This is a genomic window from Nocardioides allogilvus, assembly GCF_003047285.1.
In the GTDB taxonomy this organism is placed as follows: domain Bacteria; phylum Actinomycetota; class Actinomycetes; order Propionibacteriales; family Nocardioidaceae; genus Nocardioides; species Nocardioides allogilvus.
Map to the genome: position 1 here is coordinate 466,207 of NZ_PZYX01000001.1, position 21,225 is coordinate 487,431.

The following is a 21,225-nucleotide window of genomic DNA, read 5'->3' on the forward strand; positions in this document are numbered from 1 at the left end:
ACGCGGTGACGTGGAACGGGCCCGACCCCGACCGCGATCGGTCGGAGTCGGGCCCGCGAGGCTCACGCGACGAAGGCGCGCACTCCCTGGTAGGTCGCCAGGTCCGAGAGCAGCGCGAGGTGGCCGACGCAGCCGACGTGCTTGTTGGTCGCGCCCGAGAGCGTGACGGAGCTGTCGGGGTTGATCGTCTCGTCGCACGACGACCAGAAGGTGCCGTAGGCGACCGGGCCGGGCGTCTCGTCGCCGGAGTTGAGCGACGTCAGGAAGCTCGAGCCGACGCGCATCTCGCCGCACGAGGTGGTGAAGCACCAGTTGGCGCTGCTGGTGCCGTGGTTGGGGCCGCCGAGGCTCACCCAGTCGTCGACCTCCGGCTGGCCGCCGAGGTTCTTCAGGTAGTAGCGCGAGGACAGGCCGCCCATCGAGTGGGTGACGACGTCGACCGTCGCGGAGCCGGTCTGCTGGCGGACCGAGTCGATGTAGGTCGCCAGCTGCTTGGCGGTCGTGACGTTGGACTGGCTGGTGTTGTACTGCCACGCGAACAGCTCGGAGCTGGCATAGCCGTCAGCCTTGAAGCGGCTGACCATGGTGTCCCAGTTGCTGGCGCTGCCCATGTAGCCGTGCACGAACACGATGGGCTGACGCTCTGCTGCCTGGACCGACTGCGTCGGCACGAGCACGGTGGCGAGGGTGGTCAGTGCTGCGAGCAGCACGGTGGTGATGAGTGGACGCTTGGTGCGCACGGGTTGTTCCTCCCAGAACTCCCGCGGCGGCGATTCCGCCGCAGGCGGGCGCGACACCGACGAACCTGCCCAGTCCCCCGACGCCGACCACCGCACCTCTGTGCTGCGGAAACGTATCGGCGGGGGAGGGGCCCGTCAATGGGTTCCTACGGTTCCGTAGCCATCGGGCGACGCCCGCGCCGACGCCGGGTCGCGGGACGCTGGCAGACTGCGCTCATGGACAACCTCACCGTGATCGTGCTCGCCGCCGGCGGCGGCACCCGCATGAAGTCCAAGACGATGAAGGTGCTGCACCCGATCGGTGGGCGCTCGATGATCGGGCACGTGCTGAGTGCCGTGCAGGCGATGGAGCCGCAGCGCATCGTGGCCGTGGTCGGTCACCAGCGCGACCAGGTCGGGCCGCACATCCAGTCGCTCGTGCCGGGGGCCGTGCTCGCCGTGCAGGAGACGCAGGACGGCACCGGTCACGCGGTGCGGGTCGCGATCGAGGCCTGCGGTACGACGAGTGGCACCGTGATCGTCGCCGCCGGCGACACCCCGCTGCTGCGGGGGGAGTCGCTGCGGGAGTTCGCCGCGGAACACGAGGCGGCCCAGCGAGCGGTCAGCATCCTGTCCGGCATCGTCGCCAACCCGTTCGGCTACGGCCGGATCATCCGCAACGCCGAAGGTGACGTCGAGGCGATCGTCGAGGAGAAGGACGCCACGGACGAGCAGCGCCGGATCGCGGAGATCAACTCGGGGATCCTGGCCTTCGACGCGGAGTTCCTGCTGGACGCGCTGCCGCGGATCAAGAACGACAACAACAAGGGCGAGTACTACCTCACCGACACCGTCCAGCTCGCCCGCGACGCCGGCCTCACCGTCGGCGCCCACCCCATCGACGACGTCATGCAGACCGAGGGCGCCAACGACCGCGTCCAGCTCGCCGAGCTCGGCCGCCTGCTCAACGATCGGATCGTCACGCAGTGGATGCGCGACGGCGTGACGGTGATGGACCCGGCAACGACGTGGATCGACGCCGACGTGCAGCTCGCCCAGGACGTCACGATCCTGCCCGGCACCCAGCTGCTGGGCGCGACGGTCGTGGCCGAGGACGCGGTGATCGGGCCGGACACGACGCTGAAGGACTGCGAGATCGGCGCCGGCGCCCGGGTCGTGCGCACCCACGCCGAGCTCTCGGTCATCGGCGACCAGGCGGTCGTCGGGCCGTTCTCCTACCTCCGCCCCGGCTCCCAACTGGGGGTGAAGGGCAAGATCGGCGCCTTCGTCGAGACGAAGAACTCCCACATCGGCGACGGCGCGAAGGTGCCGCACCTGTCCTACGTCGGCGACGCCGAGATCGGCGAGGGCACCAACATCGGTGCCGGCACGATCTTCGCCAACTACGACGGTGTCGCCAAGCACCGCACGGTCGTGGGCAAGCACGCGCGTACGGGGTCGAACAACACCTTCGTCGCGCCGGTCACGATCGGCGACGGCGCGGGCACCGCGGGCGGCACGACGGTCCGCCGCGACGTACCCCCCGGGGCGCTCGCCGTCAGCAGCGGTCCGCAGCGCAACCTGGAGGACTGGGCGCAGGCCAGGCGGCCCGGCACGGCCCAGGCAGACGCGGCCGAACGCGCACGTGAACAGCAGGTGTCTCACGTCACCGGGTCCTCGGTTGGGATCGAGGGCTCCGGTAGTCCAGAATCCTGACGATGGCACTCCACCCCCCGATCGAGGAGTCGCAGCGCGTGAGCGGTTTGAAGAAGACCACCGAGAAGAACCTCATGATCTTCAGCGGCCGGGCTCACCCCCAGCTCGCCGACGAGGTCTCCGTCCTGCTCGGCCAACCGCTGGTGCCGCAGTCGGCCTACGAGTTCGCCAACGGCGAGATCTACGTCCGCTACGAGGAGTCCGTCCGCGGGTGTGACGCCTTCGTCATCCAGAGCCACACGTCGCCGATCAACGAGTGGATCATGGAGCACCTGCTCATGGTCGACGCGCTGAAGCGGGCCTCGGCCAAGCGGATCACCGTCGTCATGCCGTTCTACGGCTATGCCCGCCAGGACAAGAAGCACCGCGGCCGCGAGCCGATCTCGGCCCGTCTCGTCGCCGACCTCTTCAAGACCGCCGGTGCCGACCGGCTGATCACGGTCGACCTGCACGCCGACCAGATCCAGGGCTTCTTCGACGGCCCCGTCGACCACCTGATGGCGCTGCCGATCCTGGCTGACTACGTGCGCGAGAAGTACGGCGACCAGGAGCTCGCCGTCGTCTCGCCGGACGCCGGCCGGATCAAGGTCGCCGAGCGCTGGTCGGCCCGCCTCGGTGGCGTGCCGCTGGCCTTCATCCACAAGACCCGCCGGACCGACGTCGCCAACGAGGTCGTGGCCAACCGCGTCGTCGGTGACGTGAACGGCAAGATCTGCGTCCTCACCGACGACATGATCGACACCGGTGGCACGATCGTGAAGGCGGCCGACGCGTGCGTCGCCGCCGGTGCCGCCGGCGTGGTCATTGCCGCGACCCACCCGATCCTCAGCGATCCGGCCGTCGATCGCCTCAAGAACTCCTCGGCCGTGGAAGTGGTCATCACCAACACACTGCCGGTGCCCGAGGACAAGCAGTTCGACAAGCTCACCACGCTCTCCATCGCGCCGCTGATCGCCCGGGCCATCCGCGAGGTGTTCGAGGACGGTTCGGTCACGAGCATGTTCGACGGTCACGCCTGACCATCGAAGCCACGGACGCGCCCTGGCTGCGTCGTCCTCCGCGGATTCGCGCCACGCCCGAGAACGCAGGTAGTCTTCTCAGGTTGCCTCGGCGAGGGAGCCCGTCAGACCCAGGGACTCCGTGATCGACAGGGCCGGCCCTTGAACAACGCCGCGCTCACGATCCGGAGCGTGGCGTTTGACGTTTCCGGCGCAGGCCCACCACACGTCGTACGAAATCAAGGAGACCCACATGTCTGAGACCGAGAAGATCACCGCGGAGACCCGCACCGAGTTCGGCAAGGGCGCTGCCCGCCGCATCCGTCGCGACAACAAGATCCCCGGGGTCATCTACGGCCACGGCGCCGAGCCCCTCCACGTCACCCTGCCGGGTCACCAGACGATGATGGCGCTCAAGAACGGTGGCGCCAACGCGCTGCTCGCCCTCGACTTCGACGGCACCGAGCACCTCGCCCTGACCAAGCAGGTCCAGGTCGACCCGCTGCGCCGCCTCATCGAGCACATCGACTTCGTCACCGTCATCCGTGGCGAGCGCGTCGTGGTCGACGTCGCCATCCACGTCGTCGGCGACCCCGCCCCCGACACCCTGGTCGTCACCGAGAACAACACGATCCAGGTCGAGGCCGAGGCCACGCACATCCCCGAGTTCTTCGAGGTCTCGATCCACAAGGCCCCGGCCGGCACGCAGATCCACGCGAAGGACCTCGTCCTGCCCGCGGGCACGACGCTGGCCGCCGACGAGGACCTCCTTCTCGTCAACGTCACCGGACAGATCTCCGCCGAGGCCCTCGAGGCCGAGCTCGCCGAGGCCGAGGCCGAGGCCGGCATCGAGCACGACGCTCCCGAGTCCGAGACCGGCGAGGACGCCGGCGAGGCTGCCGCCGAGGGCGACGCTTCGGAGTGATCCACCTGTTCAACTGGCTGCGCCGCATCGGGTCTCCCGGTGCGGCGCGGTCGCATTTCAGCCGGAGCGTTCCGGGCTGGAAGGATGAGCACATGAGTGATGACGTGTGGCTGGTCGTCGGCCTGGGCAACCCCGGGCCGGCCTATGCCGGACACCGCCACAACGTGGGCTACCTCGTGACCGACGAGCTGGCCTCCCGGATGGGCAGCGGGTGGCGCGCCCACAAGACGGGTCGCGCCGATGTCGTGGAGGGACGCCTGGCCCCGCCCGGCACGCCCGGTCCGCGGGTCGTGCTGGCGCGCCCGCGCGGCTACATGAACGAGTCCGGCGGCCCGGTGAAGGCGCTCGCGACGTTCTACAAGGTGCCGCCGGAGCGCATCATCGCCATCCACGACGAGCTCGACATCGCGTTCAACACGCTCCGGGTCAAGCTCGGGGGCGGCGACAACGGCCACAACGGGCTGCGCTCGATGCGCGGCAGCCTCGGCACCGGTGACTTCTACCGGGTGCGGGCCGGCATCGGCCGCCCGCCCGGTCGCCAGGACGTCGCCGACTTCGTGCTGTCCAACTACAGCACGGTCGAGAAGAAGGAGCTGCCCTTCCAGGTCATGGATGCGGCCGACGCCGTCGAGTCGCTGATGACCGACGGCCTGGAGAAGACGCAGCAGCGCTTCAACTCCTGACCCGGCTCAGGCCAGGGCGTCCCAGGCCCGGGCGCGCGCCTCGAGCTGTGCGATCCGCTCGGCGAGGCGAGGACCCGGAGCCAGTCCGACCGCGTCGAGGACGTCCCGCCACCGGTGGGCCCAGTCGTGTCGACGCAGGGACGTGGTGACGGCGGCGTGCCGCGCCCGCGCCAGCCGCTCGGGGTCGCGGTCGAGCTCCTCGATCACGTCCACGACGTGTGGGGCCGGGGCCGGGACGGGGAAGATCGCGTCGGTCCAGGGGAAGGCGTCGGCCCACTCCGGGCTGTCGGGCGCGGTGCCGAGGATGAGGGCGCCCGCGCCCTGTGCCTCGAAGTAGCGGGTGGTGAGGGACTCCTCGCCGCCGGTCCGGGCCAGCCGGCCCGGCTCGTCGTTGATCTTGTAGACGACCGAGAACCGGGCCCGCTGCAGCAGCGCCGCCTGGGCCGTCCGGTGCTCCGCGTGGCCGGTGACCTCCCAGGGGCCGCGGACGGTGTCGTAGTGGTAGAACAGCGAGCCCTCGCGCAGGGCCGCCAGGAGCGGGGCGTGGGTGCCGGTCAGGCGCCTGCCGTAGCTGACGACGTCGACGCTGCGGCTCGGCTCGGCGGGCCCGGGCGGCGCGTAGCGCAGCATGTCGACGGCAGTCGGGAGGTAGGAGCACGGAACGCCCGTGAGGTCGGCGACGGCGTCCACGACGCCCTGGTTGGACACGATCACGTGGTCGAAGCCGCGCAGCTGGCGGAGGTAGTCGGCGACGCCCGGCACCTGGGCGCTCCAGAGCTCGACGATCCATGCCACCCGCTTCGAGGCAGCCTGCACCTGCGGCGCGAGGTGCGGCAGCATCCCGATCTCGTTGGCGTCGGCGAAGACGGTGAAGAACAGCTCGGCCTCGCGGGGCGGACCGGCCGGGCCCGACATCACTGCCCGGCGGTCGCGCCCGACCACGCGCCCCGCGCGGTTGAGGGCGCCGCGGGTGAGCCGGCCCGCCGGACCCCCTCGTCCCGGACGCGGCAGGCACCAGTCGACGTCGTCGACGTCGGCGATGACGTCCTCGAGCTCATAGGTGGACGCGTGCCAGACCTGCTGCTCGACAGAGCGCCGGGAAGCGACGACGACACGCGCAGATGCGTCCATCCGCGCAGCCTAGGACCGGCCCGCGACCGGGGGAGCCGGATGCGCCAGGCATTCCCAAGACTGGTGAAAGCGGCGTGAGCAGCGCGACCTCATCGTCGCGACGATCGATCATGACGGGGCTCGGGAACATCGCGGACGAGGGTGCGAAGGAGCAGAGGACTCGAGATGGACAGTTTCCCCCCGACCCGGGCTGCTGCCCGCCGGTCACGACAGGCGCTGATCCGCGGGCGTGAGGCGATGATCTTCGCCGTACCCGACAGATGGCGCGACCGGGTGGCGTCCGCCCTGCCGGCACGACTGGTGCCGCCCGAGATGCGGCCAGGCTTCTTCGACCACTTCTTCGACGAGGGCGATCCCTTCGGCTTCGACCGCAACCCGGAGGAGCGGCTGAAGTTCGACAGGACGCTCGCGCTCTGCGGCGACGGCCCGCTGGGACGCGTCCTCGAGCTCGGCTGCGCGGTGGGGTCCTTCACCGAGATCCTGGCAACGCGCGCGAGCGAGGTGCTCGCCCTCGATGTGTCGCAGGCGGCCGTCGACCAGGTCGCCCGGCGGCTGCAGGACCAGCCGAACGTCCGTGCCGCGGCGATGACGATCCCGGCCGAGTTCCCCGACGAGACGTTCGACCTCGTCGTCGCCTCCGACGTCCTGTACTACCTGTCGGTCGAGGAGCTGAAGCGCTGCGTCACCCGCATCGAGGCCTGCCTCGCCGCCGGCGGCGCGTTCGTCGCGGTCCACTACGTCCCGCGCATGGGCAGCGTCCTCAACGGCGACGAGGCCCACGACGTCGTCGTCGCCCACACCACGCTCACGCACGTACTCGCCGAGCGGACGGAGTTCGGGGCGGGACGGACCTATCGGGTCGACCGCTTCGAGAAGGCCTGAGCCGTCCGGAACCGCGTCAGAGGGGTGAGCCCGGGCAGACCGTGCCCGCAGGGGCCTCCGCCCGCTCGAGCCAGTCCTCACGCCACAGCGGCAGGTGCTCGCGGGCGCAGAACCAGGCCCCTGACGTGAAGTGCCCCTTGCAGATCACGTCCTCGAGCGCGATGCACTCCTGCTTCATGTGCAGCATCTCGCCCGTGGTCTCGTTGAGCAGTCGCTCGACCCGGCTGCGGACCCGGAAGGACTGGCCGCAGTACTGCGCCATCTCGTGGGTGAACATCAGCCCCCGGTGGGCGGCACCCGCGTTGAGGGTCCTGCCGATCTCCTCCTTCGTGCGCACCCGCACCCATTCACCGGGCTGGAGGCCGAGCTTCTCGCCGTCGACGCGCTGGTCGCCCGCGACCTCGAGGGGCAGGTAGGGGCGCAGCCCCGCCTTCCTGGCCAGCTTGGTCACCAGGGCGCTCGAGCCCACCCGCACCAGCTCCGGGACTCCGATGTTGCCGACGCGGACCTCGCGGACGTACTGCCCGATCGCCTTCTCCGGCAGCGGCGTCGTCGCGCGCGTCGCCTCCGTCGCCTGGCAGCGGAACACCTCACCGAGGTCGGGATCCGTGCGGTGCGAGCCGACTTCGAGGAGCGGCAGGAGCGCGCCCGGCACCGCCCGCAGCTCCTCGGGAACCGGATCGGGCCCGGTCGCGCGCTCGAGCCAGACCTCCTTCCAGAAGATGCGGCACTCCGCCTGGCAGCCGCCGTGGCCGGATCCGTCGCAGCGCGTCTCCTTTAGCAGCACGGCGTCGTTCATCCGCCGGCTCCGGGACTCCTCGCCCAGGTAGTCGCAGATCTTCTCGAGCCGCCGGTAGACCGTCATGGTGCGACCGGCGTAGGCCGTCATCTCCCGCATGAACGGCACACCCTCGAACGACCCCGTCTCGTCGAGCGTCGCCAGGATGTCGGCCAGCGGTCGCAGTCGCACCCGGTCACCTGCGCGGAGTGTCCCGGGCACGACCGGGCCGCTGGTGTGGGTCAAGGCTGTCGTCATGGACGCATGATGAGCCGCGCTCCGCGGAGCCCGGTGCCCCATGAAGCAAATGCGTTCCATTTTGGGGATGGGTCGTACGGCGACGACCGATCGCCCCAGGGACGGCCGGGTCGGCGGTAGCGTGCCGCACATGGAGCCCGGGCAGCCCAGGTCGCGAGGTCGAGCGGTGCTCGCCGTGCGCGCCGGGCTGCGCCGTACGTTCGGGATCTGGCCGTTGTTCGAGGCCCGGAACAAGGCGGTGGGGTGGCCGGGTGCGGTGCGGGCGATGCGCACTGAGCGCCGCGAGGCGCAGCGGCTGGGCACGACGGTGGTCGTGCCGCCGGCTCTGGTCACCACCGTGATCGCGACCTGCAACAGGCCGGAGTCGCTCGTCCGCGCCGTGCACAGCGCCCTGGCCCAGACGGTGCGCGACCACGTCGTGGTCGTGGTCGACGACGGTGCCGGACTCCCGCCGCTGCCCGCCGACGAGCGCCTCGTGGCGGTCTCGCTCACCCACAACACCGGTGTGGCCGGTGTCGTGCGCAACGTCGGCATCGCGCTGTCCGGCTCGACCTTCCTCGCCTTCCTCGACGACGACAACGAGTGGCAGCCCCACCACCTCGCCGTGTGTGTCGATGCCCTGGAACGAGGTGCCGACCTCGTCTACACGGGCGTCGAGCGCGTGCGCCCCGACGGCAGCCGGCTCGACGTGCTGTCTCGGCCCTTCGACCGCAGGGCGCTCGCCGAGGAGTCCTTCGTCGACACCAACAGCATCGTCGTACGTCGGGGGAGGGGTGTGCGGTTCAGCCGTCTGGCCCGGTCGTCGGCGACCCTGCCCAAGGAGGACTGGGAGCTCGCCTGGCGCCTGAGCCGGCGGCTGCGGACGGTGCACGTGCCGGAGACGACGGTGCGCTACGTCGTCAATCCGGACAGCTACTACACCCGGTGGGGGACCGAGGAGCCGGAGCCACCGCACCCTCGGTAGGCGCCGCAGATCGCCGTACCCACTTCTGGCGACTCTAGGGCCGACCCTCGGCGGCGGGCCTTCCTCGGCAGGCACGGTGGCGCCATCACCGGCAGGATCTGCCCACACGAGGGGGAAGTTCGTGAGCGCACCGCAGTGCCGTCTCTGCTCAGCGGAGCTGGACCACACGTTTGTCGATCTCGGCATGTCACCGCCGTGCGAGAGCTACCTGGCGGCCGACCAGCTCGACCGGGGCGAGACCTTCTACCCGTTGCACGTCCGGATCTGCGCGGGGTGCCTGCTGGTCCAGCTGCCGGCCTACATCGCGGCGGAGGACATCTTCAGCGACTACGCCTACTTCTCGTCCTACTCCGACTCGTGGGTCCGGCACGCACGCGACTTCGTCGACCTGGCGGCGAGCAGGCTCGGACTCGGAGCGGAGTCCTTCGTCGTCGAGGTGGCGAGCAACGACGGCTACCTCTTGCAGCACAGCATCGCCAAGGGCATCCGCTCGCTGGGCATCGAGCCGGCCGCGAACGTCGCGGACGCCGCGATCGCGCGGGGCGTGCCGACGGAGGTGATGTTCCTGGGCGAGGAGACCGGACGCAAGGTCGCGGACATCCACGGCCGGGCGGACCTGGTCGTCGCCAACAACGTGTTCGCGCACGTCCCCGACATCGTCGACTTCAGCAAGGGCCTGCGCGAGCTCGTCGCCGGCGACGGGCACGTGAGCATCGAGATCCCGCACCTGCTGCGGCTGATCGAGGGCAACGAGTACGACACGATCTACCACGAGCACTACTCGTACCTGTCCCTGCTGACGACGCAGCGCGTGCTGGCCACGGCCGGACTGACCGTGGTCGACGTGCAGGAGCTCGCCAGCCACGGCGGATCGCTGCGGACCTGGTCGACCCCGACCGAGCGCGCGGGGACGCCGAGCGCGAGCGTCGCGCGGGTGCTCGCGGACGAGGCCGCGGCCGGCCTGGACACCGTCGAGGGGCATGCGGGGTTCGCGGAGCAGGTGAGCCGGGTGCGCGACGACTTCGTCGAGTTCCTCGTCGAGTGCCGGCGCGCGGGCAAGAAGGTCGCGGCCTACGGCGCCCCCGGGAAGGGCAACACCCTGCTCAACCACTGCGGCATCCGCTCGGACCTCATCTCCTTCGCGGTCGACCGCAGTCCCCACAAGCACGGCCGGTTCCTGCCGGGGACCCACATCCCGATCAGCCCCGTGGAGCGGCTGGTCGAGGAACGGCCGGACACGATCGTGATCATGCCGTGGAACCTGCGGGCCGAGATCACCGCACAGCTCGCGCACACGCGTGCGTGGGGCGCCGAGCTGGTGGTGGCGCTGCCGCACCTCGAGACGTTCTGAGCACCGGACGGAGAAGGGAGACAGTCATGAAGGTGGTGCTGTTCTGCGGCGGGCTCGGCATGCGGATGCGTGCGGACAACCAGTCGCTGCCGAAGCCGATGATGCCGATCGGGAGCCGGCCCGTGCTGTGGCACGTCATGCGCTACTACGCGCACTTCGGACACACCGAGTTCATCCTGTGCCTGGGCCACGGCGCCGAGGCGGTCAAGGACTACTTCCTCAACTACCGCGAGACGGCCTCGAACGACTTCGTGCTGACCAAGGGCGGCCAGCACGTCGAGGTGCTGGGCACCGACATCAGCGACTGGACCATCAGCTTCATCGACACCGGGATGGACACCGCCATCGGCGAGCGGCTGCGCCGCGTGCGTCCCTACCTGGAGGGGGACGAGTTCTTCCTCGCCAACTACGGAGACGTGCTGACCGACGCCCCCATGGACCTGCTGGTGGAGGAGTTCGCCGACTCCGCCTGTGTCGCCCAGTTCCTTGCCGTGAAGCCGCAGGACTCGTTCCACGTCGTCGACTTCGACGAGGGCGGCCGGGTCTCCGGGCTCACCCCGGTCGCCGACATGTCGATGTGCATCAACGGGGGCTACTTCGTGCTGCGCCAGGGCATCTTCGACTACCTCGATGAGGGCGACGACCTGGTCATGGACGGCTGCGTCCGCGCGGCTCGGGACGGGAAGCTCCGGGCCGTCCGGTATCCCGGCTTCTGGGCTCCGATGGACACCCTCAAGGAGCGGGCCCGCCTCGAGGGAATGTATGCCCGCGGCCTCAGTCCCTGGACGTTGTGGCGCGGGACCCACGACGTCGCCCGGGCAGCGACCCCGGTCCACGACACCACGCCTGTCTGCGGTTGATCGATGACCACTCTCCTGGTGGCCAACGACGGCGGCCACATCATGCAGCTGCACACGCTGCGCCGTCGCCTGGACATCGGTGACGACCTGCTGTGGATGACTCCACGGACACCGCAGACGGAGTCGTTGCTGGCGGGTGAGCGCGTGCGGTGGACGCGGCCCTGCCCGACCAGGGACCTCGGTGCGCTGGTGCGCAACACGTGGGAGGCGCGCGACGTGTTCTCCCGCCACGAGCTCAGCCTCGTCGTGAGCACCGGTGCCGCGCTGGCTCTGGCCGTGCTGCCGCAGGCGCGGTTGCACGGCGTCCGCTGCGTCTACATCGAGAGCGCGACCCGGGTGAGCGGCCCGTCGCTCTCGGGTGCACTGCTGTCGCGGTTCCCGGGCATCCGGACCTTCAGCCAGTCCACCGCCCTGACCTCGCGCGGGTGGCGCTTCCTGGCCTCCCCGTGGGACGTCTACGAGACCCGGAAGGACCGCGAGGTGCCCCAGCTGCGCTCGGTGGTGGTGAGCCTCGGGACCTCTCCGTACGACTTCCGGCTGCTGGTCGAGCACCTGATCAGCATCATCCCGCCGACCGCCCACGTGCTCTGGCAGACCGGCGTCACCGACGTGTCCGGACTCGGGATCGAGGCGCGCGCGAAGGTGGCCGCGGCCGAGCTCCGGGCGGCGATCGAACGCGCCGACGTCGTCATCGCGCACGCCGGCACCGGTGCCGCGCTCGCGGCCCTCGAGGCGGGGCGGTGCCCGGTGCTCGTGCCGCGCCGGTCGATGCGCCAGGAGCACGTCGACGACCACCAGCTCCAGATCGCGCTCGACTTCGCGCTGCGGGACCTGGCCATCGTGCGCGAGGTCGCGCACCTCACGCACGAGGACCTGCTGCTCGCTGCCGCCCGGAGCGTGGTGCGCAAGGCGGATCTCCCACGCCTGCTGATCGCCCACGACCCCGTCAGGCCTGCCCTCGCGGGAACGGCGGTCGGCCGGCACCGGACCGGGGCCTCGGGGCCGTGAGTCGCTCGGGCCCCGACGTACGGCGCCGCGGACCCGACGTCCTGGACGGACCTCGGCAGGGGGGAGAGGCAGCCGGGTCGGGCGGTGCGGGGAGCGTGTCCTTCGACGCGGTCGTCGACAGCGACGGAGTGGCTCGGGCCTCGCGCCACACCGTGCTGGCCCAGCTCGCCACGCAGACCTCGCGACTCGCGGTCAACGTCATCCTGGCGAGGCTGCTCACTCCGAGCGACTTCGGCGTCGTCGCCGCGGCGATGGTGGTCATGGTCGTCGTGTGGCAGCTCACGGACCTCGGGACGTCGGCGGTGATCATCCAGCGCGACGACATCGACGACGTGCTGGTGAGCTCGCTGTTCTACGCCAACGTCCTGCTCGGCGCCGGTCTGTGCGCGGCCATGATCACCGGCGCAGGGCCCCTCGCGGACCTGCTGGGACAGCCGGCGGCGGCGCCGGCCATCCAGGTGCTGGCCAGCGTCGGCCTCCTCGGAGCCCTGGGCAACATGCACCACGCACTGCTGCGGCGGACCATGCAGTTCGGCCGCCTGGCCACCATCAACATCGCGAACGCCCTCGTCACCGGACTCGTCGGGATCTCGCTCGCGGTGGCGGGCGCGGGCATCTGGGCGCTGGTCGCCGGCACGGTCGCCGGCGTGGCGGTGTCGACGGTCGCCGCCTGGGCCTACCAGCCGTGGCGCCCCTCGGCCACCTTCAGCCCGCGACGGCTCCGCGCGGTCGCGCGCTTCAGCATCCACTTCTTCTACTCCAGCGCCCTCGCGGTCGGCTTCGCCCAGCTGGACAAGGTGATCATCAGCCGGCTGCTCGGCGGCACGGCACTGGGCACCTACACCGTCGCCCAGCGCACGGTGACGTCGCCGATCAACACGGTGAGCGAGGCGGTCTCGACCGTCAGCTTCTCCGCCTTCGCGCGTGACCAGAACAACGTCGAGGCGCTGCGGTCCGGCGCAAGCCGGGCCGCGGGCGTGGTCGCCCTGATCGTGCTGCCGTCGATGTTCGGCCTGGCCGTCCTGGCCGAGGACGCGGTGGCCGTCGTCTACGGCCCCGGCTGGGAGGCAGCGATCCCGGTCATCCAGGTGCTCGCCCCGCTGGCGGCGCTGCAGGCGATCTCGCGGGTCACCGCGTCGGTCATGCTGGCGATGGGGCGCAGCGACTGGCTCTACCGGTGGGCGCTGGCCTACTGCCTGGCCGGAGCGGCCGTCATGGTGGTGTCGTCGCAGTGGGGCCTGGTCGGCGTCAGCCTGGGCCTGGCCGTCGTCGTGGTCGTGCTGACCCCGTTCGAGATGATGATGGCGCTCGGTCTCATCGAGATGCGGCTCAGCACCTACCTCCGCCCGCTGCTCCCGCACGCGGTGATCTCGGCGGTGATGGCGATCGCGGCGTGGCTCGCTGCCGCGCTGGCCGACCACCTCGGCACCGGGTCGGCGCTCCAGCTGCTGGCCGGCGTCGCGACCGGGGGCGCGGTCCACGTCGCCTTGATGTGGCGGGCCCGGCTGCCGGCGATGGACGACGCCCGACGGGTAGCGGGCCGCTGGGCCGTCAGGTCGAGCCGATGAACCGATTGACCCGTCCCGGCGACGGAGTGACACTGGGAGGACGCACAGGGGGGTCCCGCGTCAGTCAGCCTGAGAAAGGTCTCCGTGCTCCGTCATCACCTCGCTCATCGTCGTTCGCTCGCCCGGCTGCTGGTCCTCGCCGTCGCCTCGTTCGCCTTCACGGGCGCAGCCGCCCCGCCCCCGCAGGGCGCCTCGCCATCGGCGTACGGCGCCCGCGACTCCTCCGCGCCCTCGTCGCCGTGCAAGTTCCGGCCGTCGAGGTCCACCACCGGCGCCCGGGGCGACCTCACGTCGTCGGCCGTGACGACGCTCGACTCGGGCCAGAGGCTGGAGGACGCGAGCGTCCAGAGCCTCGAGGTCGTCGGGTCCGACGTGACGATCCGCAACGTGAGCGTCGCCGGCTCGATCATGGTGCTGGGCGACCGGGTGAGGATCCGGCGGGTGACGGCGCAGGGCATCGGCATCTCGAGCGCCTCCGACGTGTCGGTCGTGCGGTCCCGGATCGCGGCCAGCCCCGACGACGGCATCCACATCACCTCCGACCGCGAGGCACTGGTCCGCAACATCACCCTGCGACACAACCTCGTCCACCAGCCGCAGACCCCCTCCGAGAACCACTACGACGGCACTCAGGTCCGCGGCGTGGACGGCCTGTCGATCACCTGCTCCACCTACCGGGCCGGTCGCTACCACGAGAACTTCAACGCCGCCGTCTTCCTCGAGCACGCCAACGGCGGCACCTCGAACGTCGAGGTGCGCGACAACTGGCTGTTCGGCTTCGCCTTCTCGGTCATGGTCGACGCCACCAACGCGACCTTCACGGGCAACAAGATCGGCGGGGACATCAAGTGGGGGCCCTGCCTGCTCCTCGGCGCCTCCGGGAACGCAGGGTTCACGAGCTCGGGCAACACCTGGGCCGAGACCGGGCGACCGGTCGACCTCTGCAAGCAGGGGTGACGCCGTGGACTGCGTCATTCGCCCGAAAAGAGTGGTCCGGCTCACCTAGGATCGACACCACGTCCGAGCGCACGCGGGGGGTGGTCACATGGATGCCGTCGACATCCTGAAGGTCTGTCTGCGCCGCTGGTACATCATGCTCCCGATCCTGCTCGGAGCCGCGGGCGTCAGCTTCCAGCTGGTCCAGGCGCAGGAGACCACCTTCACGGCAGCCGCCTCCTACGGGCTCGTCCAGACCGATCCTCCGCCCAGCGACGCCAGCGGGACCGAGGCGGCGCCCAACCCGCTCGGCGCCAACGGCGGTGCCCTGATCGGAGCGGCGCTCGAGGCCCAGCTCAACTCGCGCACCACCCAGGAGGAGCTCGGCGGCGAGGGCACCCGTGGCTGGGGTGCCGGGGAGGTCGAGAACGGTTCGTCCTACTCGGTGAAGATCCCCCAGTTCGAGACGACCTACGAGGTCCGGGCCTGGGGAGAGGACGAGCAGGCGGTCCGAGCCGTCGTGGACCGGGTCATCGAGGCCGCTCCTGGCATCGCCGACACGCTCCAGACCCGGGCGGGTGCACCCCGGGCGGGCCGTTACGAGCCGTTCATCCTCGCCCCGACGCAGGTGGACGCACTGCCCTCCACCTCGGGCATGAAGCTGGTGGTGGCCGTGATGGGCATCGGGCTGCTGATGGGGGCTGCGTGGTCCGTCGTCGCCGACCGCGTCCTGCGCCAGCTGCGCCGCCAGCGCGCGGTCGCCGAACCGCAGGCCGGCCGCGGCACGACGCACTCGATGAGCCCCCTCGAGGCGCTCCCGGCGACGGAGTCGCCACCGGCGGTCAACGCCTCGAACGGGCAGGCCCGTGCCCAGCGGCCGCTGGCAGGGCAGCCCGACCGAGGAACGCGCCAGCGTCGCCGTACCGGCGGTCGGTAGTGCTCCCGGGCCGCGGCCTGCCACTGCGCCGGGTGCTCCTCGGCGCGGGCGCCGTGGCCGGCGCCGCCCTCCTGCTGGTCGTCGCGATCGTCCCGCTCACCGGACCGCTGGGTGGTGCCGCGGTCGCAGCGCTGCTGATCCTCGGAGCGATCATCGGGATGCTCGCGCTCTCGGCCCGCGACGGGTGCTCGGTGCTGACCTTGCTGGTCGTGCTGCTCCTGCTCCTGCCGCAGGACTACGTGCTGGTCGGACCGCTGAAGTCGGTGGGCAGCCCGGCGGTCCTGGTCGCGATGGCGGCGCTGGCCATCTGGGCCGCGTCGCGCATCCTCAACCTCAGCGAGGTGGCCGAGCTGCACCCGGTGCGGTGGGTGCTGCTCGCCTTCACGATCGCGGCCCTGATGTCCTACGCCGCGGCGATGGCCCGGGACCTGACGCCCGCCGAGCAGGCGAGCGCGGACCGGGTCGTCTTCCCGCTCCTCGGGATGCTCGGCGTGGCCCTGCTCGCCGTCGACGCGCTCGGAGGCCGCGAGCGCATCACCCGGCTCCTGCAGCGCCTCGTCCTGGTGGGCGGGGTGGCCGCGTTCGTCGGGATCCTCGAGTTCGCGTTCTCCGGCTTCGACTTCCGAGAGCTGATGCGCCTGCCGGGGCTGACGGCCAACGTCGACCTCGTGTCCGACACCAGGTCCGGCTTCGACCGGGTCACCGCGGGCGCCTCCCACCCCATCGAGTTCTCGGTCGTGACCGCTGCGCTCGTGCCGCTGGCCCTGCACTTCTGCCTGCACCCGGCGGGTGGACGGCGATGGCGCTTCGTCGTCGCGCTGATCGCGCTGCTGGTGGCGGTGCCGATGAGCGTGTCCCGGTCGGGGTTCCTGACGCTGGCCGTGGGGCTCGCGGTCTACGCGGTGGCCCTCTCCCGTCGCGGACGCATCAACGCGCTCGTGCTCGGGCTGATCGGCCTGGGCCTCTTCCGGGCAGCCGTCCCCGGGTTGCTCGGCACGGTGCGCAGCCTGTTCCTCGACGTCGGCACCGACCCGAGCATCGCCGGCCGGACCGACGACTACCAGGCGATCCCCACCCTGATGCAGGGCCACTGGTGGTTCGGGCGCGGGCTCGGGACGTTCGTGCCGGACGTCTACTTCTTCCTCGACAACCAGTACCTCGCGTCCCTCCTCCAGGGAGGGGTCGTGGGCCTCGCGGCATTCATCGCGCTCGGTGTCGTGGGGATGGGAGTGGCCCGCGGTGTCCGCCATCGCAGCGTCGATCCCGCGCTGCGCAGCGAGGGCCAGGCCATGGCCGCCACCCTCGCCGCCCTCTCCTTCGCGGCCCTCACCTATGACGCCCTCAGCTTCCGCCAGAGCGCGTTCCTGCTCTTCCTCGTCATCGGGTGCGCCGGTGCGCACTGGAGCCTGGTCCGGGACCGGCCGAAGCGCCCGGCCGCGCCCGCGGAGGTGCCGCCCGGCGACCCGGTCCCGGCCCGGACCTAGGCGTCCGTCGTCGACCGGAAGAAGCTCTCGTGCCAGACCTCCAGGCACATCAGCGTCCAGATGCGGCTCTCCTCGCTCGCCACGCCCCGGTCGTGCCGCTCCAGCAGCCGGTGCACGGCCCGGCGGTCGAGGGTCTGGCCCACGAACGAGTCGGTGCCGGTGAGCCGCTCCCACATCGAGTCGCGCAGATCGGTGCGGAACCACTGGTCCAGGGGGACCTTGAAGCCCACCTTGCGCCGGTCGACCACCTCCGCCGGCAGGTAGCGGCGCGCAACCTCCTTGAGCACCCACTTGCCGACGCCCCTGCGGACCTTGACGGACGAGGGCAGGCGGAATGCCAGCTCGACCAGGTGGTGGTCCAGCAGCGGCGGGCGGAGCTCGAGCGAGGCGGCCATCGACATCCGGTCCCCGCGCTCGAGCAGGTTGTCGGGAAGCCAGCCGCCCAGGTCGTGGCGCAGCATCCGGTCGAGGGCGTCGCCGCCGAGCACGTCGGGCCGGCAGCGGGCCACCGGTCGACCACCCAGCAGCTGACGTCGCTCGGCGGTGGTGAAGGGGGCGAACCACGTCGAGAGCTGCTCGCGCTCGTCACCCGCACCAGCGGCGCGTACAGCGATGCGGGCCCGCGCGAACCGGGGCCCGAGCCGCGGCTCGAGCGCATCCACGGCGACCCGGCGCAAGGAGGCCGGGGCCACCGTGGCCACGGCGAGCGGCCGCGCGAAGCGGTGCTTGGGATAGCCGCCGAAGAGCTCGTCGCCGCCCTCGCCCGACAGCACCACCCGGACCTGCTCACGGGCCGCGCGGGCCAGCCCGAACACGGCGATGTCGGCCGGCTCGGAGATGGGGGCGTCACGGTGCCAGCTCAGCCGGGGCCAGAGGTCCTCGAAGTCGTCGGCGCGCAGGTGCACCTCGTGGTGGTCGGTGCCGACGTGCTCGCTGACGCGCCGAGCCCACGGCAGCTCGTCCAGCCGGGGATCGCCGAAGCCCGCGGCGAACGTCGTGACCGGGGCGCCGCCCCGGAGCCGCTGCATGACCGCGGCGATGAGGCTGCTGTCGACGCCGCCGCTGAGGTAGCACCCGATCGGGACGTCGGCCACCTGCGCGGCCGCGACGGCATCGGTGACTGCCACGTCGACGGCGTCCACCGCCGACTGCGGGGTCCACAGGTGACCTGGGTCCGAGGGCGGCGGTGCCCAGTAGCGCTCCACCTGCAGCTCCCCGGTCCTGCTGACGCGCGCGCGGTGGCCCGGCGGCAGCTTCCGCACCCCAGCGAAGAGCGTGTACGGCGCCGGGACGGCGCGCGCCGTGAGGTAGGCGTCGAGGCTGTCCTCGTCCACGCGCCGGGGAACCCCGGCCGCGTGCAGCGCCTTGATCTCGGAGCCGAACACCAGGGCCCGGTGGTCGAGGGAGTAGTGCAAGGGCAGGACACCGAGGCGGTCGCGCGCCAGGTGTGTCTCCCCGGTGCGGGTGTCGAAGGCCGCGTAGGCGAACTGGCCGCGCAGGCGTTCGACGAACGCGGGTCCGACGACCGTCAACCCCGCGAGCACCACCTCTGTGTCCCCGTGGGTGGTGAACGGGTAGTCCAGGGTGAGCCGGAGCTCCTGGTAGTTGAAGATCTCGCCGTTGAAGACCAGGACCCAGCGCCCGTCGGGCGACGTCATGGGCTGGTGGGAGCCGGCCAGGTCGATGATGGACAGCCGGGTGTGGGCCAGCCCGACCCCGTCGCCGCGCCAGGTCGCCGACTCGTCGGGGCCGCGGTGGTGCAGCACGGTCGCCATCGCCCGCAGTGTGTCCTCGCTGACGGCGTTGTCGTCGAAGCGGCGGATCCCGGCGATGCCGCACATCAGCCGGCCCGGACCTCGTCGAACAGCCCCATCAGGTCGGCGCCCCGCGCCGCCCAGGCGCAGTGCAGGACCGATGCGCGGAGCCGTTCTCCGTCGGGCGGGTCGGCGAGGAGGCGGCGCACGGCGGCAGGGAAGTCGTCGCGCCCGGCGACCAGCACCCGGTCCCGGTAGTCCTCGACCTCGGGATAGTCCGTCGTCACGACGGGCAGCCCCAGGGCGAGGTACTCCTTGAGCTTGATCGGGTTGGCGTAGCGGATCCAGTCGTTGTCGAGCCAGGGCATCAGCGCCACGTCGAAGCCGCGCCCCAGCGCGGGGATGTCGGCGTAGGGCCGGAACCCGAGCCAGTGGACGTTGGGCAAGGAGACCAGGTCGTCCATCGGGAAGGTCGCGTCGCCGATCAGCACCAGGCTGTGGTCCGGGTTGGCCTGCGCGGTCCGCCGCAGCAGGTCCACGTCGACGACGTAGTCGTCCAGGCCACCGAAGAAGCCCACGCGTGGCCGGGGGAGGCGGGCGACCTCCGGGTCGATGGTTCGCGGATCGCTGCTGAAGTGCTCGACGTCGACGCCGTGGTCGAGGAAGTGGGCGCGCCCGCCCACGACGGCCGCGTCGCGGCGCATCAGCTCGTGGCTGACGTAGAGCACGCGGTCCGCCTCCACGAGCAGCGCCCGCTCCAGCGAGGCGACCCACGCGCCGTCGGCCTCGGGGAAGGCCGAGTGGAGGTCGGAGCGGTTGAACACGAGCGCCGACCTCCTCATCGGGCGCACCACGGGCCAGGCCGTCGGGATCGTGACGCCGACCGCCGGACGGTCCCCGACGCCGATCGCCCGCGCCACCACACGCACCTGCTGGCGGATCAACCAGGCGTTGACCCGCGCACCCCGGGTGTCGCCGTAGAGCGGGAGCATGAGGGGCGTGAGCACGTGGAACCCGGGGACGGCCGGCAGCGGGCGCCGTACCAGCTTGGTCATGCTGCGCAGCTTGCGCAGGATGCGCTTGCCGGAGCCGGTGCTCGTCCCCTTGCGGGGGAGGCGGAGCCCCAGGCTGTTCACGACCAGCACCGGGCGGTGCCGGGCCACCTCGCGCATCAGCTGGAAGTCCGAGTGGGCCTGGTTGTGGTACCACCAGTCCTGCGCCGCGAACCAGATGACGCCCGCCTGCTCGGCTCGCGGCCCGGGCGCCGCCCCGAGCGCCGTGCGCAGGCCCGCCCGGTGGGCGGGGGAGCGGGACCGGAGCACCTCGCCGGTGACCACGCCGCCGCGGAAGAGGGCCGACCGGACCCGACCGTGGTGGCGCGAGTGGTCCAGGACCCGGTTGTGGACGAGCCGGCTCCACAGGGCGGCATCGGTGCCGTAGGCGCCGCTGGTGTGGGAGGCGACCGCGCTCGGTTCGTAGCGCACGGAGAAGCCCGCACGGCGTGCCCGGCGGCAGTAGTCGACCTCCTCGGAGTAGAGGAAGAACGACTCGTCCCACGCGCCCACGGCGCGCCGACAGGAGGCCGAGATGGCCAGCACGGCCCCCGTCGCCCAGTCGACGTCGCCCGGCTCGGCATAACGACCCGCGTCCGTGATCGTCTCGGACAGCCCCAGCCGCGCGGCGCGACGCCCGCCGATCACGGCCTCGGCCCAGGCGGACACGACCGTCGGCTCCCGGCGCAGTGACGGTGCGAGGTGGCCGTCGTCGTCGAGATGACGGGGTACGGCGATGCCCACCCCGGGAGTGGCGAGCGCGCCGAGCAGACGGGCGACACAGCCGTCGTGCAGGCGCACGTCGGGGTTGAGCACGAGGAGGTCGTCGTCGCCGGCGTCGGCCGCCGCCAGGTTGATGGCAGCGGCGTAGCCGAGGTTGGCACCGGCCCGCGTCACCCGCGCGTCCGGCAGCAGCCGCTGCGCCAGCTCCGGGGTCCCGTCGCGCGACTCGTTGTCGACGACGTGGACCCGCCACTGCGCGACGCCCGCCAGCCCGCCCGCGAGTGAACCGGCCAGCCGTGGCAGGTGCGCACGGCTGTCATGCGTGACCACGACGACAGTCAGGATGACGCTTCCCCCTCCGACTCGGTGGGGCACCGGCAGTCGCCGATCGGCGCTGCGAGAGCTGGCCCCGTGTCCCTGACGAGGCTACTGACGCGAGGCCGTGGGCGTGTCCCGAGAACGGGGTACTTCCGTGCGCACAACCATCAGCACTCCTGG

Annotated in this window: 18 protein-coding genes; 13 read left to right on the forward strand and 5 right to left on the reverse strand. The window is 71.5% G+C overall.

Annotated features, from left to right (window positions below; genetic code table 11):
- Nucleotides 1-62 precede the first annotated feature (62 nt).
- On the reverse strand, nucleotides 63-740 hold the full coding sequence (locus tag C9J87_RS02265) for an esterase/lipase family protein (RefSeq protein WP_107704607.1): 678 nt from the start codon (nucleotides 738-740) through the stop codon (nucleotides 63-65).
- A gap of 216 nt (nucleotides 741-956) precedes the next feature.
- Here C9J87_RS02265 and glmU point away from each other — a divergent pair, with 216 nt between their 5' ends.
- The 4 genes from glmU to pth all read left to right on the forward strand — a co-directional run bounded on the left by glmU (nucleotide 957) and on the right by pth (nucleotide 5,041).
- Nucleotides 957-2,435, forward strand: coding sequence for a bifunctional UDP-N-acetylglucosamine diphosphorylase/glucosamine-1-phosphate N-acetyltransferase GlmU (gene glmU, locus C9J87_RS02270; RefSeq protein ID WP_010834030.1), 1,479 nt, complete (start codon nucleotides 957-959; stop codon nucleotides 2,433-2,435).
- A gap of 2 nt (nucleotides 2,436-2,437) precedes the next feature.
- The gene (locus C9J87_RS02275) at nucleotides 2,438-3,454 is read left to right on the forward strand and encodes a ribose-phosphate diphosphokinase (protein WP_010834029.1); all 1,017 of its coding nucleotides are present in this window, start codon (nucleotides 2,438-2,440) and stop codon (nucleotides 3,452-3,454) included.
- A 232-nt stretch (nucleotides 3,455-3,686) separates the two neighbouring features.
- Nucleotides 3,687-4,358 (forward strand): 50S ribosomal protein L25/general stress protein Ctc, encoded by a 672-nt coding sequence (locus tag C9J87_RS02280; protein ID WP_010834028.1) that lies wholly within the window; start codon nucleotides 3,687-3,689, stop codon nucleotides 4,356-4,358.
- 92 nt (nucleotides 4,359-4,450) lie between these two features.
- Nucleotides 4,451-5,041, forward strand: a complete 591-nt coding sequence (gene pth, locus C9J87_RS02285) for an aminoacyl-tRNA hydrolase (protein ID WP_107704608.1) — start codon at nucleotides 4,451-4,453, stop codon at nucleotides 5,039-5,041.
- Nucleotides 5,042-5,047: 6 nt separating this feature from the next.
- Here the strand turns inward: pth and C9J87_RS02290 are convergent, their stop codons facing one another.
- The gene (locus C9J87_RS02290; protein ID WP_107704609.1) at nucleotides 5,048-6,172 is read right to left on the reverse strand and encodes a glycosyltransferase family protein; all 1,125 of its coding nucleotides are present in this window, start codon (nucleotides 6,170-6,172) and stop codon (nucleotides 5,048-5,050) included.
- Nucleotides 6,173-6,337: 165 nt separating this feature from the next.
- Between C9J87_RS02290 and C9J87_RS02295 the strand changes: the two genes are divergently transcribed.
- Nucleotides 6,338-7,054 carry a class I SAM-dependent DNA methyltransferase gene (locus tag C9J87_RS02295; RefSeq protein ID WP_107704610.1) on the forward strand — a complete coding sequence of 239 codons (717 nt, stop codon included), beginning with the start codon at nucleotides 6,338-6,340 and terminating at the stop codon, nucleotides 7,052-7,054.
- A gap of 16 nt (nucleotides 7,055-7,070) precedes the next feature.
- Here C9J87_RS02295 and C9J87_RS02300 read toward each other — a convergent pair whose 3' ends face one another.
- A complete protein-coding gene (locus tag C9J87_RS02300) occupies nucleotides 7,071-8,090 on the reverse strand; it encodes a hypothetical protein (RefSeq protein WP_157953095.1) in 1,020 nt (339 codons plus the stop codon).
- Between the two features lie 130 nt (nucleotides 8,091-8,220).
- Here C9J87_RS02300 and C9J87_RS02305 point away from each other — a divergent pair, with 130 nt between their 5' ends.
- The 8 genes from C9J87_RS02305 (at nucleotide 8,221) to C9J87_RS02340 (ending at nucleotide 17,198) form a co-directional block, all read left to right on the forward strand.
- Nucleotides 8,221-9,054, forward strand: coding sequence for a glycosyltransferase family 2 protein (locus tag C9J87_RS02305; RefSeq protein ID WP_107704612.1), 834 nt, complete (start codon nucleotides 8,221-8,223; stop codon nucleotides 9,052-9,054).
- Between the two features lie 121 nt (nucleotides 9,055-9,175).
- Nucleotides 9,176-10,405, forward strand: a complete 1,230-nt coding sequence (locus tag C9J87_RS02310; RefSeq protein ID WP_107704613.1) for a class I SAM-dependent methyltransferase — start codon at nucleotides 9,176-9,178, stop codon at nucleotides 10,403-10,405.
- A 26-nt stretch (nucleotides 10,406-10,431) separates the two neighbouring features.
- A complete protein-coding gene (locus C9J87_RS02315; RefSeq protein WP_198652226.1) occupies nucleotides 10,432-11,265 on the forward strand; it encodes a sugar phosphate nucleotidyltransferase in 834 nt (277 codons plus the stop codon).
- A gap of 3 nt (nucleotides 11,266-11,268) precedes the next feature.
- Nucleotides 11,269-12,273, forward strand: a complete 1,005-nt coding sequence (locus C9J87_RS02320; protein WP_107704614.1) for a glycosyltransferase — start codon at nucleotides 11,269-11,271, stop codon at nucleotides 12,271-12,273.
- Nucleotides 12,270-13,841, forward strand: a complete 1,572-nt coding sequence (locus tag C9J87_RS02325; protein ID WP_107704615.1) for a lipopolysaccharide biosynthesis protein — start codon at nucleotides 12,270-12,272, stop codon at nucleotides 13,839-13,841. Before C9J87_RS02320 ends, C9J87_RS02325 begins: the two co-directional genes overlap by 4 nt.
- Before the next feature lie 84 nt (nucleotides 13,842-13,925).
- Nucleotides 13,926-14,798, forward strand: coding sequence for a right-handed parallel beta-helix repeat-containing protein (locus C9J87_RS02330; RefSeq protein WP_107704616.1), 873 nt, complete (start codon nucleotides 13,926-13,928; stop codon nucleotides 14,796-14,798).
- 88 nt (nucleotides 14,799-14,886) lie between these two features.
- Nucleotides 14,887-15,714, forward strand: coding sequence for a hypothetical protein (locus tag C9J87_RS02335; protein ID WP_107704617.1), 828 nt, complete (start codon nucleotides 14,887-14,889; stop codon nucleotides 15,712-15,714).
- Nucleotides 15,714-17,198 (forward strand): O-antigen ligase family protein, encoded by a 1,485-nt coding sequence (locus C9J87_RS02340; protein ID WP_107704618.1) that lies wholly within the window; start codon nucleotides 15,714-15,716, stop codon nucleotides 17,196-17,198. Before C9J87_RS02335 ends, C9J87_RS02340 begins: the two co-directional genes overlap by 1 nt.
- Here the strand turns inward: C9J87_RS02340 and asnB are convergent.
- Nucleotides 17,195-19,039: an asparagine synthase (glutamine-hydrolyzing) gene (asnB, locus tag C9J87_RS02345; protein WP_107704619.1), complete on the reverse strand. Its 1,845-nt coding sequence runs from the start codon at nucleotides 19,037-19,039 to the stop codon at nucleotides 17,195-17,197. The two genes, C9J87_RS02340 and asnB, sit on opposite strands and share 4 nt — an antisense overlap.
- Nucleotides 19,039-21,057, reverse strand: a complete 2,019-nt coding sequence (locus tag C9J87_RS19880) for a glycosyltransferase (RefSeq protein ID WP_198652228.1) — start codon at nucleotides 21,055-21,057, stop codon at nucleotides 19,039-19,041. Before C9J87_RS19880 ends, asnB begins: the two co-directional genes overlap by 1 nt.
- Nucleotides 21,058-21,225: the final 168 nt, after the last annotated feature.

Coding starts and splice junctions, on each gene's coding strand:
- C9J87_RS02305 (WP_107704612.1), top strand. CDS start 8,221: ATGGAGCCCGGGCAGCCCAGGTCGCGAGGTCGAGCGGTGCTCGCCGTG.
- asnB (WP_107704619.1), bottom strand. CDS start 19,039: ATGTGCGGCATCGCCGGGATCCGCCGCTTCGACGACAACGCCGTCAGC.
- C9J87_RS02290 (WP_107704609.1), bottom strand. CDS start 6,172: ATGGACGCATCTGCGCGTGTCGTCGTCGCTTCCCGGCGCTCTGTCGAG.
- C9J87_RS02295 (WP_107704610.1), top strand. CDS start 6,338: ATGGACAGTTTCCCCCCGACCCGGGCTGCTGCCCGCCGGTCACGACAG.
- glmU (WP_010834030.1), top strand. CDS start 957: ATGGACAACCTCACCGTGATCGTGCTCGCCGCCGGCGGCGGCACCCGC.
- C9J87_RS02320 (WP_107704614.1), top strand. CDS start 11,269: ATGACCACTCTCCTGGTGGCCAACGACGGCGGCCACATCATGCAGCTG.
- C9J87_RS02275 (WP_010834029.1), top strand. CDS start 2,438: ATGGCACTCCACCCCCCGATCGAGGAGTCGCAGCGCGTGAGCGGTTTG.
- C9J87_RS02315 (WP_198652226.1), top strand. CDS start 10,432: ATGAAGGTGGTGCTGTTCTGCGGCGGGCTCGGCATGCGGATGCGTGCG.
- C9J87_RS02300 (WP_157953095.1), bottom strand. CDS start 8,090: ATGACGACAGCCTTGACCCACACCAGCGGCCCGGTCGTGCCCGGGACA.
- pth (WP_107704608.1), top strand. CDS start 4,451: ATGAGTGATGACGTGTGGCTGGTCGTCGGCCTGGGCAACCCCGGGCCG.
- C9J87_RS02335 (WP_107704617.1), top strand. CDS start 14,887: ATGGATGCCGTCGACATCCTGAAGGTCTGTCTGCGCCGCTGGTACATC.
- C9J87_RS02280 (WP_010834028.1), top strand. CDS start 3,687: ATGTCTGAGACCGAGAAGATCACCGCGGAGACCCGCACCGAGTTCGGC.